The organism is uncultured Candidatus Kuenenia sp. (assembly GCF_900696675.1).
Lineage (GTDB): Bacteria > Planctomycetota > Brocadiia > Brocadiales > Brocadiaceae > Kuenenia > Kuenenia stuttgartiensis_A.
Window position 1 is genome coordinate 1 of the sequence record NZ_CAADGZ010000085.1, and the last position, 14,546, is coordinate 14,546.

Here is a 14,546-nt window from a genome sequence, read left to right on the forward strand (position 1 = left end):
AAGGGGATATAAAAAACAATGTAGCCCCTTTAGGGGCGGTCTGTTTGTAGCGCAATAAAATTCAACAGGTAAATAGCTCCGTAGGAGCGGCCTGTATATGATTGACAGGAAGACAGGCCGCTCCTGACGGAACTAATATCTGTTATGGTATCCTATCTACTATAAACAGGTTGCTCCTACGGAGCTTATCGGTAATACGTTTTTTTTTAAAACCAAAGTGTTACAATAATTCTTAACTTAATGACATTGGTTTGTAACCTGAACCCGCGAATGTAGTTTCCATCGCCATTACGTTCCCAAACAGATACTTCACTATGTTCAGTACAAGGTTTGAGAACGAGTTGTGCTTCGGTAGTTTAATAGATTACGCTGAATAGTTACGGATAATTACTTGATATTTTAAATAATCATGTATAGAATATTTACCCCTTTTCCTTATATATTACATAATGGCAAAGGGGTATTTTTTTTATATAAAAAAAATTGCTAACTTCTTTATCGAAAGGATGTTGACGAATGGCTTTAACCGGACTGGATATTTATAAGCTGCTTCCAAAAACAAATTGCAAAAAATGTGGGAGGCCTACGTGCCTTGCCTTTGCCATGCAACTGGCGCAAAAGAAGGCAAATCTCTCGGATTGCCCTGACGTAAGTGAAGAGGCTAAAAATACGTTAGGCGCCGCTTCGGCTCCCCCGATAAAACTGGTAACCATTGGAGCAAACGGCAAAAAGGTGCAGGTAGGCGAAGAAAACGTCCTATTCCGGCATGATGAAAAATTTTATCATCCCACCGGCATAGGGATTACTATTTGTGACGATTTGAGCAATGAAGCATTCGACGAACGCCTGAAAAAAATTAACAATATGAAGGTTTCAAGGGTTGGCACTGAGATCGAAATTGATCTGATAACACTCATTAATAAAAGCAATACGCCGGAAAAATTTGCCGATGCAGCAAAAAAAATAAGCGAAGGTTCCCACCATTGTATTATATTAAGCAGCACCTCCGTAGATAATATGAAATCTGCCCTCGCTAATTGCGCGGAGAAAAGACCCTTGCTGCACGGAGCAAATGCGCAAAATTGTGCATCGATGGCGGCATTAGCGGTAGAAAATAAATGCCCGATGACGGTGACCGCCCCTACTCTTGAAGAGCTTGCAGACCTTGCCGAATGCGCAAAAAAAGCAGGCGTGGAAGAGATTGTCCTTGATGTGAGCGGTGATAATCCCAGGGATGTATTGCAAAAATTAACAAAAATAAGACGCGCAGCCCTTAAGAAAAACTTTCGTGCCATCGGATACCCCGCCATTACGCTTGTTTCAGAAGAAGACCCGTTCATGGAAATTTCGTTAGCCGCAACATATGTGGCGAAATACGCTGGCATTGTGGTGGTGGATCATTGTGAACCATGGGGCATTATGCCGTTGCTTACCGTCAGAACAAATTTATATACCGACCCGCAAAAGCCAATACAGGTCGAACCAAAGCTGTATGGTATAGGCGATGTGAAAGAAGATTCACCGGTTATCTTCACTACCAATTTCTCTCTTACTTATTATACCGTATTAGGAGAGGTTGAGGCGAGTCGTGTTCCCGCATACATACTGTCCGTTGATACGGGAGGCACTTCGGTGCTGACCGCTTATTCGGGCGACAAGTTAAATGATAAAACGGTAGCAAAGGCCATGGAGGCTGCACAGGTGGCCTCTAAGGTGAAACACAAGAAGTTGATTATTCCCGGGCTTGTTGCTGCAATGTCTGGAAAATTGCAGGAAACCCTTGGGTGGGAAATACTTGTAGGACCTAGAGAAGCCTCAGGAATACCCTCTTACCTGAAGACCGAGTGGCATAATTAGAGGTTCGAGGTTCGATTTACGCTTTAAAATTCCAAATTGTAAATCATAAATTAATAAAAAAAGGAAACCACATATTTCACTGACTTCGTCGTGAGCTCAGTCGAACGATTACACAGATCAAAAAAATCTAAAATCTAAAATCGTTCATCCAAGATGTTCAGTATCAATATACCGTACTAAATTTTTTAGAAAATCATATACTTTTGGCTATAAAAAGCCGTGGAAATAGCATGGAAGATTCACACTATACAATACATTTTCTCCCTAATGATATAACTGTTGAAATAGAACCGGGAAAGACGGTGCTTGATGCCTCATACAAAGGCGATCTCTTTATTAATGCCTTGTGCGGAGGGGATGGCACCTGCGGCAAATGTAAGGTAATTCTTCAGTCCGGGAAAACACAAAGGCGGCCTTCCTCCCATATTTCTGTAGAAGAAGCAGAAAAAGGATATGTGCTTGCATGCAAAACATTAATAGATGATAACCTTGAAGTATTTATTCCCGAAGAGTCACGGCTGGACAAGAGCCGGATACTGGTAGGGGATAATATGCTGTTTTCCGGTTCTCAGGCGGCCATTAATCCGGGAGTAGAACAGTTTAAACATGCCCCGTTGATAAATAAGATATATCTTGAATTGCCGCGTCCAACCATGGACGACAACATGGCGGATTATGAAAGGCTCTGCCAGGGCATTTCCTCGGAAACAACTATTTCTGCGGAAAAATTATCCATACACCTCGCTGTTTTAAAGCAATTGCCGGCGCTGCTAAGAAGCAGCGACTGGAAGATAACAGTAACCCTGGCAAACAGATGCCCATTATTTGAAATAATCGAGGTGCAGCCGGGTGACGTAAGCGCAAACAATTATGGGATAGCTGTTGACATTGGAACAACAACAGTAGTAGCACATCTGATTAATTTGTCCACAACGGAAACCATTGACGCCGAAGCCACCTATAATTCACAGATCAAGTACGGTGACGATTACATCCAGAGAATTATGTATGCTGCCCAAAATAATGCGATGGAAATGATGCACGAAATGCTGACAGAGGATGTTAACCACCTCATATCCACGCTGGTGAAAAGGAATACCCTGAATATCCACAATGTCAATGCCGTCGTTTGCGCAGGCAATACGGTAATGACTCATTTTCTCATGGGCCTTGACCCGACTAATATAAGAAAGGAACCGTATCTTCCTGTTGTCAATATTATTGCGCCAATAAGGGCAAGTGAAATCGACGTCAGGATTAACAGTCATGGCCTGCTTTACACGCTGCCCTGCGTTGGGGCTTATGTCGGCGGAGACATATCTGCCGGCGTTTTATCCATAAGATTGGATAAGGCGGAGGCATTATCACTGCTGATAGATATCGGCACTAATGGTGAAATTGTGCTGGGAAACAAGGACTGGCTTGTATGCTGTTCCGCGTCCGCCGGCCCGTCTTTTGAAGGCAGCGGAATTTCCTGTGGTATGCGTGCAGCAAAAGGCGCCATTGAAAAAATAACCATTACACCGGACTTTGACGTAATGTACAAAACAATCGGTGACGCCCCTCCCTCCGGAATTTGCGGCTCCGGGTTATTGGAATGCCTGGCAAATCTGGTAAGAAGCGGCGTCATTGACCGGACGGGGAATTTTCAAAAAGGGATAAAAACGGAAAGATTACGGTCTACGGATAACGGACAGGAATTTCTCCTTGTAGACAGGAAAGAAACGGCAAAAAAGAAAGACATCATTATTACGCAGGCGGATATACAGAACCTTATCCGGTCCAAAGCGGCTATTTATTCCGCGATTTCCACCTTACTGGAATCTATGGGAATGGACGTGGAAAGTATCGAACAGGTGTACCTCGCCGGCGGGTTCGGAAGCTATCTGGATGCGAAAAGTGCCGTTACCATTGGCATGCTCCCTGATATTGAGATCGCAAAAGTACATTTTGTCGGTAACACTTCAATAATCGGTGCGAAAATGACCTTATTCTCCGCGGAGGCCCACGAAGTTGCAAAAGAAATCGGTACGAAAATGACCTATATTGATCTGATGAGCAACAATAAATACATGGAAGAATATGTATCGGCAAACTTTCTTCCTCACACGAATATTGAAAAATTCCCCTCCGTGGCAGAAGAATTAATGGTGAGTAAAAAATAAAGGAGATCCATATCATGGCATATAACATTGCAGTTGCAGGAAAAGGTGGTACGGGGAAGTCTACTATCTCCGCGCTTATCATACGATACATCACCGAAGAATTAAAAAAGACCGTTTCAGCAATTGACGCGGACCCTAACTCTTCCCTGGGACCATTGCTTGGTCTGCACATCGACAGCACTGTTGCGGACATACGGGAAGATATTATTGAAAAAAAAGCGGAGTTTCCTGCGGGCATGTCGAAGGACAGATACATAGAATATTGTATCGAGGAATCGATTGTCGAAAGAGACAAATTTGACCTTTTGACCATGGGCAGGCCCGAGGGGCCAAAATGCTATTGTTATGTTAACAATCTCCTGCGAAAATATCTTGATAAAGTAGGAACTACCTATCCTTTTGTTGTGCTGGACAACGAGGCGGGGATGGAACATCTTTCACGCAGGACAACAAATAATATTGATTTTCTGATGATCGTCGGCGAACCTACTATTGTAGGTGCCTTGACCATGCAGCGTATCATTAAACTGGCAGAATCCCTACCAATAACGATTAAGGAAAAATTTTGCGTGTTAAACCGCGTGCCTGAAGAGGGTATTCATGAAAATATGCAGCAGAAACTGGATAGCCTGGGGATTAAAGTTTCTGCCATATTCCCATTCGATCAGGAAATATACAATTCTGCGGCTTGTGGAGTCTCCGTCTTTGAAATCTCACGGGAGAGTAAATTTTATCGGAAATTGGGAGATTTTTTACGGCAACATTTGCCCGCAACCGTGCTTTAAAAAGGCGCTGCCGGCAAAATATGATTTTATCATTTGTAGGGTGGATTAAGGCGCGGCCTTTTCGCGACGAATCCACCAATAATAACGAAAAAGGTGGATTCGCTGTTGCTTAATCCACCCTACTCGTGAGAACATAATTTAGATTTACAAGGTACGTTAGACCTGGATAAGTAGGAGAACGATTCATGGAAATACCAAATGTAGCTGAAAAATGGACAAGTAGCGTAAACGAAATTACCATCGGAGCAACAAAAGAAGAGGGGGGAACAAGAGAAAAAACGGTTACTATCGGCGGCTCAAAATGCATTCCTTTTATGGATTTTGACGGCAGCAAGGGACACAAACCGGTAATTGCAATGGATGTTTACGATATATCGCCCGACGACTGGCCTGAAACGTTAAAAAAACCTTTTGCGGACGTCCTGGACAACCCCGCACAATGGGCAAAAAAGTGCGTAGAGTATGGAGCGGACTTAATCTGTTTGAAACTGGAAGGCATCCATCCGGATAAAGGAAACAAATCTGCGGCAGAAACCGTGGACGTCGCAAAGTCTATCCTTGCCGCCGTCGGAGTTCCCTTAATCATCTGGGGTTGCGAACATGATGAAAAAGATAATGAGATTTTGCCAAAGGTGAGCCAGGCATTAAAAGGAGAAAATTGCCTGATAGGGGTAGTAACTCAGGATAATTACAAAACGCTTACCGTTACCTGTCTTGCGGACGGGCATAGCATTATAACACTCTCGCCGGTAGATATTAATATTGCGAAACAGGTAAACATCCTTGTCTCTGAAATGGATTTTCCACTCAAGCGCATCGTCATGTTCCAGACAACGGGCGCATTGGGATACGGTATGGAATACACGTATTCTATACAAGAGCGTGAAAGAATCGCCGCCTTAACCGGAGATAAATTAATGGCAATGCCGGTAATTTGTGACGTTGGCCATGAAGCATGGCGGGCAAAAGAAGCAAAATCCGACGATAAAGATGCTCCTCAATGGGGGCCACGTGAGGAAAGAGGCCCCATGTGGGAAACGATTACCGCAACAAGCCTTTTGCAGTCCGGGGTTGATATTATCCGCATGAATCACCCGAAGGCCGTAGCCGCAGTGAAAAAATGTATTGACCGTTTATACTAAAATTACGATTTTAAAAAGGGGAAAACATTCGATGATTTCTATCGGCGAACGTATTAATGGTATGTTTAAAGACGTGAGGGAGAGTATTAAAAATAAAGATCCGAAAGCGATACAGGAACTGGCAAAAAAGCAGACGGAAGCAGGTGCCACGTATCTGGATGTGAATGTGGGGCCTGCTGCAACTGACCCGGTAGACGCCATGAAATGGCTGATTGAGGTTATTCAGGATACCGTAAAAACTCCTATTGCCATTGACAGTCAAAAGTGGGACATAGTGGAAGCCGGTTTGTCGGTAGTAAAAAATGATGTATTAATCAATTCAACAAAGAGCGATCCGGAAGAACTGGATAAATACATGGGCATAGCAAAGGACTATAACGCCTCTTTAATATGCCTTACCATGGATAAACACGGCATTCCGCAGGACGTGGAGAAGCGTATGGAATTTGTAATGCAGATTGTAGAGAAGGCCGTTGAACATAATTTTCCCATGGAAAAAATCCTGATTGACCCGGTATTGTTTCCCATCAATGTAGACCAGAAACAACCAGCACTCATGTTTGATATTTTCAGCCAAATACAAATGATCTCAGACCCGGCGCCTCAGAGGAACGTGGGATTGAGCAATTTTTCTCAGGGTACAAAAGAAAAAAAACTTCTTGCCCGCACCTTCCTGACTATGGGAATCGCATATGGGTTAAATGCCGCACTGATGGACGTCCTTGATAATGACCTGATGGATGCTGCAATTACAGCAGAGATTATTATGAACAAAAATGTTTACAGCGATTCCTACCTTACCGCATTCAGGAAATAGTAGGGTGGTACGATTTGGGATTTGTACCTCGTACCTCCAGACGGGTTCGGGTTTGCAGCATTACTGTCAGTAGGGGGATTTTAGCCATTTTAAATACATAGAGCGCTATTCGCCAAATAAACTATGGGTTCAGGTTGCAAACCAATGTCATTAAGTTAAGAATTATTGTAACACTTTGGTTTTTAAAAAAAGCGTATTGCCGATAAGCTCCGTAGGAGCAACCTGTTTGTAGATAGGATACCATAACAGATCGTAGAGACAGGTTTGAAACCTGTCTCTATAATCAGGAGCGGCCTGTCTTCCTGTCAATCATATACAGGCCGCTCCTACGGAGCTATTTACCTGTTGAATTTTATTGCGCTACAAACAGACCGCCCCTAAAGGGGCTACATTGTTTTTTATATCCCCTTGGATTTTTCAAATAACTAAGGTATTAAGAATTATTTTATTAAAAACAACCCCCTTTTCCCCCTTTATTAAGGGGAACTTTTCTGGCAGGTTGCTTAACTTAATGACATTGGGTTACAAACCTGAACCCGCCGGGAGTCGTGTAATGTTTACGCTGAATAGTTACAATTATCCTGCCTAAACAGACATAGCCGAAACGAAACAACTTCCAGACTGCACCCCCCGCCAGCGGGGAACATTCTCCTCCCTTCTGGAGGAGGTAAGGTAGAGGATTCGTACAAATATTTTGCCAAAAGATGCAATGAAATTACTGATTAAGGCACTCTATCTTTATACTTTTAAGTCATCGCTGGAGGATATAATTTTATTGACCAAACCATACTGACAAGCTTCTTCGGCAGACATCCAAAAATTCCTCTTTGTGTCTGTCTCTACTTTCCCTATCGGTTGACCGGTTTCTACGGAAATCATACGATTCATTTTTTCCCTGCATTTCAGTATTTCGGTTGCCTCGATTTGAAGATCCGATGCAGTTCCATGAATACCGGTGGAAGGTTGATGGATAAGTATGCGCGAACTTGGCAAACTATACCGATCCTCTTTTTTTGCTCCTAAAAGAATAATGACCGCCGCACTGGCAACTACCCCCGAGCAAATAGCCTTAATTTTCGGTTTAACAAAACGCAGCATGTCGTACATCGCAAAACCGGCGTCGGCATCTCCGCCCGGAGAATTAATGAATACCCTGATATCTTCGTCATTATCCGCCTCGAGGAGTAATAGTTGCGTTATGACCCTCTCTGCCATTTTTTTATTTACTTCATCCGTAACAATAATCGTGCGTGTCTTAAGCAATCTTGCAATTAAATCTCCACCGCCACGTTTTTTTTCTTCTTTCTCTTCTTTCTCCTCTTCGCTATCACCCCTGGTGTTTAAAAATGGCATTTCAAAAATCATACATTCACTCCACGATAAAATCCTGTAAAAAATAATTTAATTCCACTCTCTGTTGAATAATAAAATTGCTGTAAACTACATTCGCGGGTTCAGGCTTTAGGCGGTTTTTTTAATAAAACAGCGAGCCGCAGTGCATAGCCCCATTATTCAAATAAACGCATGGGTTGCAAACCTGAATCCACCTGGATATGCTTTAATAGGCTGGGTTTTAAAAAGACAAAGCCCAACGGCATTCATTTTCACCCATCCCTAACCCTTCCCTGGAGGGGAATCAGACATGTCCCTATTGTGAGGGGCTAGGAACGGGTTTGTTAATTAGCAGTTTCCAGACGCATGTAATGCGTCTCTGCAAAGATGGGGGGTTCTCAGAACATTGGATCCATGGATAAGGCAGGGTGGTTTATTTTTTGCATATATTCCACTACTTCTTCTTCCGTCTGGGCTACAGTCTCATCGGCTATTTTATCCAGAAAATTCTCCAAATCCATTTCTTTTGACGCCTTTTCAAGCTGTTCCGAAAGTTCTTCTTTTAATGCCTTCGGCATCCACACTACCCTTGCCAAACCCCCGTCGGCGGAAATAAACTTTTTGCTTCCCAAATAAAATTTGCTGTGCCCCATAAACCCCGGAGTTTGGAGACCACCGCCTACAGTGCCTGCCATTGTGGAAAACTTCATGCCGCTTGGGGTCATTTCCGTAAAATCACGGTCTACCACCATAATCCCATTTGCCATGGGCAGCATTGCAGAAATACATTCGAAGCATCCGCAGCTTGTCATAGGATCAGTCATAATGCTGTATAAACTGACCTTTTCCAGCGCCCGATTAGAACTGCTATATAAAAATTCGTTTGTGCCGTCCCACTGACCCAGTCTGTCGTCAATCACCTTTCTTTTTTCTATGGGCTGGTTGGGACCTGTTGGGTTTATTTCATAACCCGCTTTCCCGTCAAGCCAGCTCACGGAACCGCACAAACCAGACCGTTCAGGGGTAACAATACAGACATGTGATGGCGCAAAACTCTGGCAAAGCGTACAACTGTAAAAGAGATTTACAGAATCATCCGTCATATCCCCTAACCGCGCATCACGCTCTGCAAATGCGGCGCGTACCTCTTTTAATTTCCCTTCCACGTCTTCTTTTTTTGTATACAGGGTTACCTGTACCTTATCAATAATGGCACCAAATTCTCCGTGAAATTTAGCATGAATGATTTTCCCGATATGTTTCAGCCGCAAACCGGCCTTAAATGCGTCTTTGCTTATACGGTGCCGAATAATATCCCTCTGTCCCATATGGAAAATACCCTGCGCCTCACCAAGAAAACGATGCATCTGACGTTCAAAAATGGGTTCAAAATCAGGTTGCATCTTTCTGCCTGTAACCTCTGCAACAATACCGATAGATACGCCTGGCCCTTGTGGCATATCGTCGAGATCCGGCCCTATTACCTGTATTTTGCCGTCTTCCACTTCATCTGCTTCCTTTGTGCAAACAAATTCAAAGGCGGGCACACCAGGTCCACCAATTTCTATCTGCATGTCATCTTTTCTGATGCGCTCCCCCTCGAAGGCCGGCCCGTATGCTACCGGAATATCGACCTTGTGGATGGAAATCTTAAGCCCTCGCACCTCGATGCATCTATCCACAATTTTATCAACAGGCACCCTTGATACTACGTGTTCATAGGTGCAGACTCCCGTAGGCAAAATTTCAGGTATGTCAATATTGGTGATGGTCGGGAAGCCATAGTTGATAGCCCCGGCGGCATTTGCATATTGTTCATCGGTCACTGCAGTTCCCAGCGCCAGAACAAAGGCAAAAATGCGGTTTTTATTATAAAGGAGATTCCTGCGCGCCTCACCCGGAGGTACGTTTCCGAATGAAAGGGCTGCCCTGTTTGCAAATCCCAGCGAATACACGGCAGCGGATGTTTCTTTTCCAAAAGGCACCAGACGTGTGTCCCATCCCATTTGTACCCCTTTTTCTTCCAGTTGTTCGGCAAACGAAATTCCTAAATTGTCCGATTGCATGAATACATACAGATTCTTTTCCTGAAGTTCCCTTGCGATTTTCACTGCGGTATCGGCGTCGGGAGCGCAGCCTACAATTGCGGCAAATCCAGGCGCAGTGCCGTCCACAAACTCAATTCCTCTTTCACGCATAATAATATCGTCCGCGGCGCCCAGCCAAATTCCATCAACAGGCGGAGGCCCTATCAGGTATTTGCAAACCTCGTAGACTTCTTCAGCAAAGAGAGTCGCCATGCCGGCATCCAGCGTATGTCCCAAATAAGGAACCCAGTGTTTTTCCGCAGGCAGCGGAGGCAGCATGCTCCTTGCCATACCTATTATGTGAACACAATCTTCCAGTGTTTTAACGGGAATACCCGTCATGGCATATATGATAGGCAGATAATACGCGGTATTAGGAAATTCGACTTTACAATCTCTCCCTTTTTGTTCAATTGCTTCGGTAAGTTTTTTATCCGCCTTATCCACGATCTGATATGCTCCGCGTATTGCGGCAGAACAAATTATCTTTGACATAGAACAACGCCCCTTTAATCCATTTTTTTTTAATGATGCCCGGCAGGTTTACATTCCTGCTCCAACGCTCTTCGTTCCGCCATATCGTAAAGCTTCCTTTCTTTCTTTACGTTTATACCAAGAGCCTCTCTTTTCATTTCGATATGGTACATCAACATCTTGCCGATTTTTTTTATATCCTGCTGGAAATCCCATCTTGCGCCTACCTGTTCTTCCAATTCCTTTGTGAGCAGGTTTTGCAAGTCAGGCGCACCGGCAACCGGGGAATTCATACCGAATACAGTATAAATTCCGGAAGCTACCAAAAACTGCCCGATAGCGATAGCCTTTTCGCTCATCCACTCCAGACATGCCCCTGCTACGGGGAGGTCGCTGATATCATTCCCCAGGCCGCCCTCTTTTGCCATTTCAGAACAGGCAATAAGAATGCGGCTGTTATCCACACAGGCGCCGGAATGCAGGACTGGTGGTATGCCGACCGCCTCGCAAACCTCTTTTAATCCCGCCCCGCACTGATCTTTTAATTCGGGGAGCATCAGACCGCCGGAGGCGCATTGTCCTGCGGCACAACCGGTTGCAACAACCAGGATATTGTTTGCAATGAGTTCCTTCGCCAAATCAACATACGATTGTGTGCATTCTCCGGCTTTCGGGCTTGTACAGCCTGCAATCCCAACAACGCCCCGGATCCTTCCGTTGATGATATTATCATTTAAAGGCCGGTAACTTGCCCTAAACCTTCCCCCAAGCATATATTTAATTGTTTCATGGCTAAATCCTGCAATAAGGTTAGGTTCGGAAGCGTCCGGGATAAACACCTTTTTTTTATCACGATTTTTGTAATTACCGATGGCCATAAGGATTATTTTTTTGGCGGACTCCAATGCATTTTCATCTTCAAATTCAACGTGTTCCGCACCGGAGATTTTTGCTTTGGATAATGTAGTGACGAGCTTTGTGTGGAAATGTTTTGCCGTTTCCGCAAGCGCCTGCATTACGCATTGGATATCAACAACCATCACCTCCACAACCCCGGTTGCCATTGCCCCCTCCTGCATCGTCATGTGTCCCGCCATTGGGATGCCATGCCGAACAAGAAGCTCGTTTGCGGTACAACAGAGACCGGCAATCACAATGCCTTTTGCGCCCACTGCCGCCACTGCTTTTTCGATATCGGGGCCAGTGGAAGCCATAACAATTGCTTCCGCAAGCTGAGGCTCGTGTCCGTGAACAACGATATTTACGTAATCCTTCTTCAACACGCCAAGGTTTGCTCTTCCCTGTACCGGCTTAGGAGTTCCAAACAGAATGTCCTGAAGTTCGGTGGCAATCATACTACCGCCCCAGCCATCTGCAAGAGATACACGCATCGCCTGCTTTGTAAGATTCCTGTAATCCTGGTCTCCACCCATGCCGGTACGGTGCATGCTTTCTGTGACCTCCCGGTCAATAGCCCTGGATGCAATTCCTAATTTTTCCCATATCTTTTGGCGTGCCGCAGGGGCACGTTTGAGAAACAAAAGCGTTCCGTAAGGTTTTCCGAACTCCATTAATGCCATCTCTCCAACTTCTTCGGCAATTTCGTTTATTTCCCTGTCCTTGGTTTTAATATCAAAACACTCGGCAATCATTTTAAGTTTTTCTACATCTTTTATGCGGTAACCGGGGGCCTCGCCCCTTGCCGTTGCAACTAAAAGATGGGCAACCGCACGTCCATGATCAGAATGGCACGCAGTTCCCGCAGCACTCATACGAAGGAAATGCCTTGCGGCAAAAGTATTTGCATCTGCACCGCAAATGCCTCTTTTAGGACCAGGGCCAAACGGATCTATATTGCATGGTCCGTAGTTGCAATGTCTGCAACATAGAGCAAGGCTTCCATAGCCGCATTGCGGCTGCTGAGCCTTGTATCTGTCATACATAGTCTCAATCTTCGATTCACGCATTTTATCAAGCATTATTTGGTCTGTTGTCTTTTGTTTATCTTCCATGACACATCCTCCAATATTTTATTTGTGAAAAATTACCGTCAGGCCCTAGTAATATTATGTAAAGGGCCTAACTTCTCAACTTATTGAGAAGTTGCCGAAGAAACGCCTACTATCTATTTCATCTCCCTGATAAAGAAGATAGAAACATTAATTATAATTGTTCATATATTGAAATCAAGTTAAAAGAACACTACTTTTTTTACTTCTCTTTAACAATCTCCTCTAACTTGTTTTTAATTTGGCAGATTTCTTCTAACAATTTGTTGTTTTCCGCGAAAGCGGCTATTCCCTTAATATCAGATTCGAGTATTTTCTCATCATATGAAATAAACCCCAAAAGGGGAATACCATCAAGTCCATTTTGAATGAAAGCCTTATGCTCTTCGGAAGCTACTTTATTACCCACCGCATAAACAGAGGTAAGACCGATATCTTCAGCCAGTTTTTTTACCTGAAACGCCGTTTGTATACTTTTAGAACCAGGTTCTACTATTACGATCAATACATCTACGGCTTTTACGGTGGCCCGCCCCAAATGTTCCACGCCTGCTTCCATATCTACAAGGACGACCTCGTCTCTTTGCACTATCAAATGGCTAAGCAGTGTTCTCAAAAACGCACTTTCCGGGCAGGCGCATCCGCTGCCACCATGCTTTATGGCGCCCAATACCATTAGCTTGATGCCCTCATGTTCCAGAGAAAGTTTTTCCGGTAAATCAGAAACAGTGGGGTTTAATTTAAAAAATTTACCATACTCATCTGATGCGCCCGTACGTTCTTTTATCAAGTCCTTCATCTGGCTGATGGGGATTATTTCAGACCCCTTCATAAAACCAAGCGTCACCGCCAGGTTAGATACCGGATCAGCATCAATGGCAATGACTTTCTTTCCGGCTTCTTTAAACACCTTCGCCAATGCCGCAACGAAAGTCGTTTTTCCCACCCCTCCCTTCCCTGATATCGCAATTTTCATATACCTTCCTCATACTCTGCGAAAATGGATCTTCATCAAAGAAACAAAGCCTCAGATACTGAATACCAAACGCACTAATATGCAACAATTACATATTAGAAATCACTACAGCATTAATTTTAGCAAATTATCTGTTTAATTACCAAGCAAAATTACTGAAATAACCGCCGGGTTACTATTTATAGTTTAAGTTTTTTATAAATCTTTATTCTTCATAATACTTTCATGGAACATGACAACTACTCCAGACCCAGCTTTGCCCTCAACCCCTGATCTTTCCTGGAAACAGCATCAGAGAGTTGCTTTTTATACATAACTATTTTTTGCCTCAAAGCCGGATTCGCAACACTTAATATCTGTATTGCCAGTATTGCGGCGTTAATTGCCCCTGCCTTTCCAATACCCATGGTAGAAACGGGGACGCCAGATGGCATTTGTACGGTAGAAAGAAGCGAATCCAAACCTCCCAATTCTGGCGTTGGCATAGGAATTCCGATAACAGGAACAGGCGTCAGGCTGGCAATTACCCCTGCCAGATGTGCAGCCCCCCCCGCCCCAACAATGATTACTTCGTATTTTTTTTCGGCTTCCAAAGCATAAGAATGGGCACGTTCCGGTGAACGATGGGCAGATATGACATTTACATCGAAATCCAATCCAAATTCTCTTAACGTTTGTACAGCCTCTTTAATTATTGGCACGTCTGAATCACTACCCATTACTATACCAATCTTTTTCATTTTCATAATTTATCCGCCCAAAAAACCGGTAAATCAATGTATTTGAATACCCTCACCGTTTAACCCTGACAGGGTTCCAAACCCTGTCAGGGTTGTTTCATTCATATACTGGTGAAGCATATATACAATCGCTGCTATATCTCTGAAATAAAAATATAATCG

10 protein-coding genes are annotated in these 14,546 nt (G+C 44.0%); 5 read left to right on the forward strand and 5 right to left on the reverse strand.

What is annotated here, in order from left to right:
* Window positions 1–516: 516 nt before the first annotated feature.
* From acsC to QZT26_RS12200, 5 genes are all read left to right on the forward strand, one after another.
* Window positions 517–1,857: an acetyl-CoA decarbonylase/synthase complex subunit gamma gene (gene acsC / locus QZT26_RS12180; RefSeq protein WP_099324590.1), complete on the forward strand. Its 1,341-nt coding sequence runs from the start codon at window positions 517–519 to the stop codon at window positions 1,855–1,857.
* Window positions 1,858–2,087: 230 nt separating this feature from the next.
* Window positions 2,088–4,022 carry an ASKHA domain-containing protein gene (locus QZT26_RS12185; RefSeq protein WP_099324589.1) on the forward strand — a complete coding sequence of 645 codons (1,935 nt, stop codon included), beginning with the start codon at window positions 2,088–2,090 and terminating at the stop codon, window positions 4,020–4,022.
* Window positions 4,023–4,036: 14 nt separating this feature from the next.
* The gene (locus tag QZT26_RS12190; RefSeq protein ID WP_099324588.1) at window positions 4,037–4,807 is read left to right on the forward strand and encodes a carbon monoxide dehydrogenase accessory protein CooC; all 771 of its coding nucleotides are present in this window, start codon (window positions 4,037–4,039) and stop codon (window positions 4,805–4,807) included.
* A 185-nt stretch (window positions 4,808–4,992) separates the two neighbouring features.
* Complete coding sequence (locus QZT26_RS12195) at window positions 4,993–5,949, forward strand: acetyl-CoA decarbonylase/synthase complex subunit delta (RefSeq protein ID WP_099324587.1); 957 nt, start codon at window positions 4,993–4,995, stop codon at window positions 5,947–5,949.
* 31 nt (window positions 5,950–5,980) lie between these two features.
* Window positions 5,981–6,766 carry a dihydropteroate synthase gene (locus tag QZT26_RS12200; RefSeq protein WP_099324586.1) on the forward strand — a complete coding sequence of 262 codons (786 nt, stop codon included), beginning with the start codon at window positions 5,981–5,983 and terminating at the stop codon, window positions 6,764–6,766.
* A 738-nt stretch (window positions 6,767–7,504) separates the two neighbouring features.
* Here the strand turns inward: QZT26_RS12200 and QZT26_RS12205 are convergent.
* The 5 genes from QZT26_RS12205 to purE form a co-directional block, all read right to left on the reverse strand.
* Window positions 7,505–8,131 carry an ATP-dependent Clp protease proteolytic subunit gene (locus tag QZT26_RS12205; protein ID WP_099324591.1) on the reverse strand — a complete coding sequence of 209 codons (627 nt, stop codon included), beginning with the start codon at window positions 8,129–8,131 and terminating at the stop codon, window positions 7,505–7,507.
* 365 nt (window positions 8,132–8,496) lie between these two features.
* Window positions 8,497–10,680 (reverse strand): acetyl-CoA decarbonylase/synthase complex subunit alpha/beta, encoded by a 2,184-nt coding sequence (acsB, locus tag QZT26_RS12210; RefSeq protein WP_099324592.1) that lies wholly within the window; start codon window positions 10,678–10,680, stop codon window positions 8,497–8,499.
* Window positions 10,681–10,709: 29 nt separating this feature from the next.
* Entirely contained in the window at window positions 10,710–12,671 is a 1,962-nt protein-coding gene (cooS, locus tag QZT26_RS12215) for an anaerobic carbon-monoxide dehydrogenase catalytic subunit (protein ID WP_295102453.1), read from the reverse strand.
* A 199-nt stretch (window positions 12,672–12,870) separates the two neighbouring features.
* Window positions 12,871–13,644 carry an AAA family ATPase gene (locus QZT26_RS12220; protein WP_099324594.1) on the reverse strand — a complete coding sequence of 258 codons (774 nt, stop codon included), beginning with the start codon at window positions 13,642–13,644 and terminating at the stop codon, window positions 12,871–12,873.
* 239 nt (window positions 13,645–13,883) lie between these two features.
* On the reverse strand, window positions 13,884–14,390 hold the full coding sequence (gene purE / locus QZT26_RS12225) for a 5-(carboxyamino)imidazole ribonucleotide mutase (RefSeq protein WP_295102455.1): 507 nt from the start codon (window positions 14,388–14,390) through the stop codon (window positions 13,884–13,886).
* Window positions 14,391–14,546 lie beyond the last annotated feature (156 nt).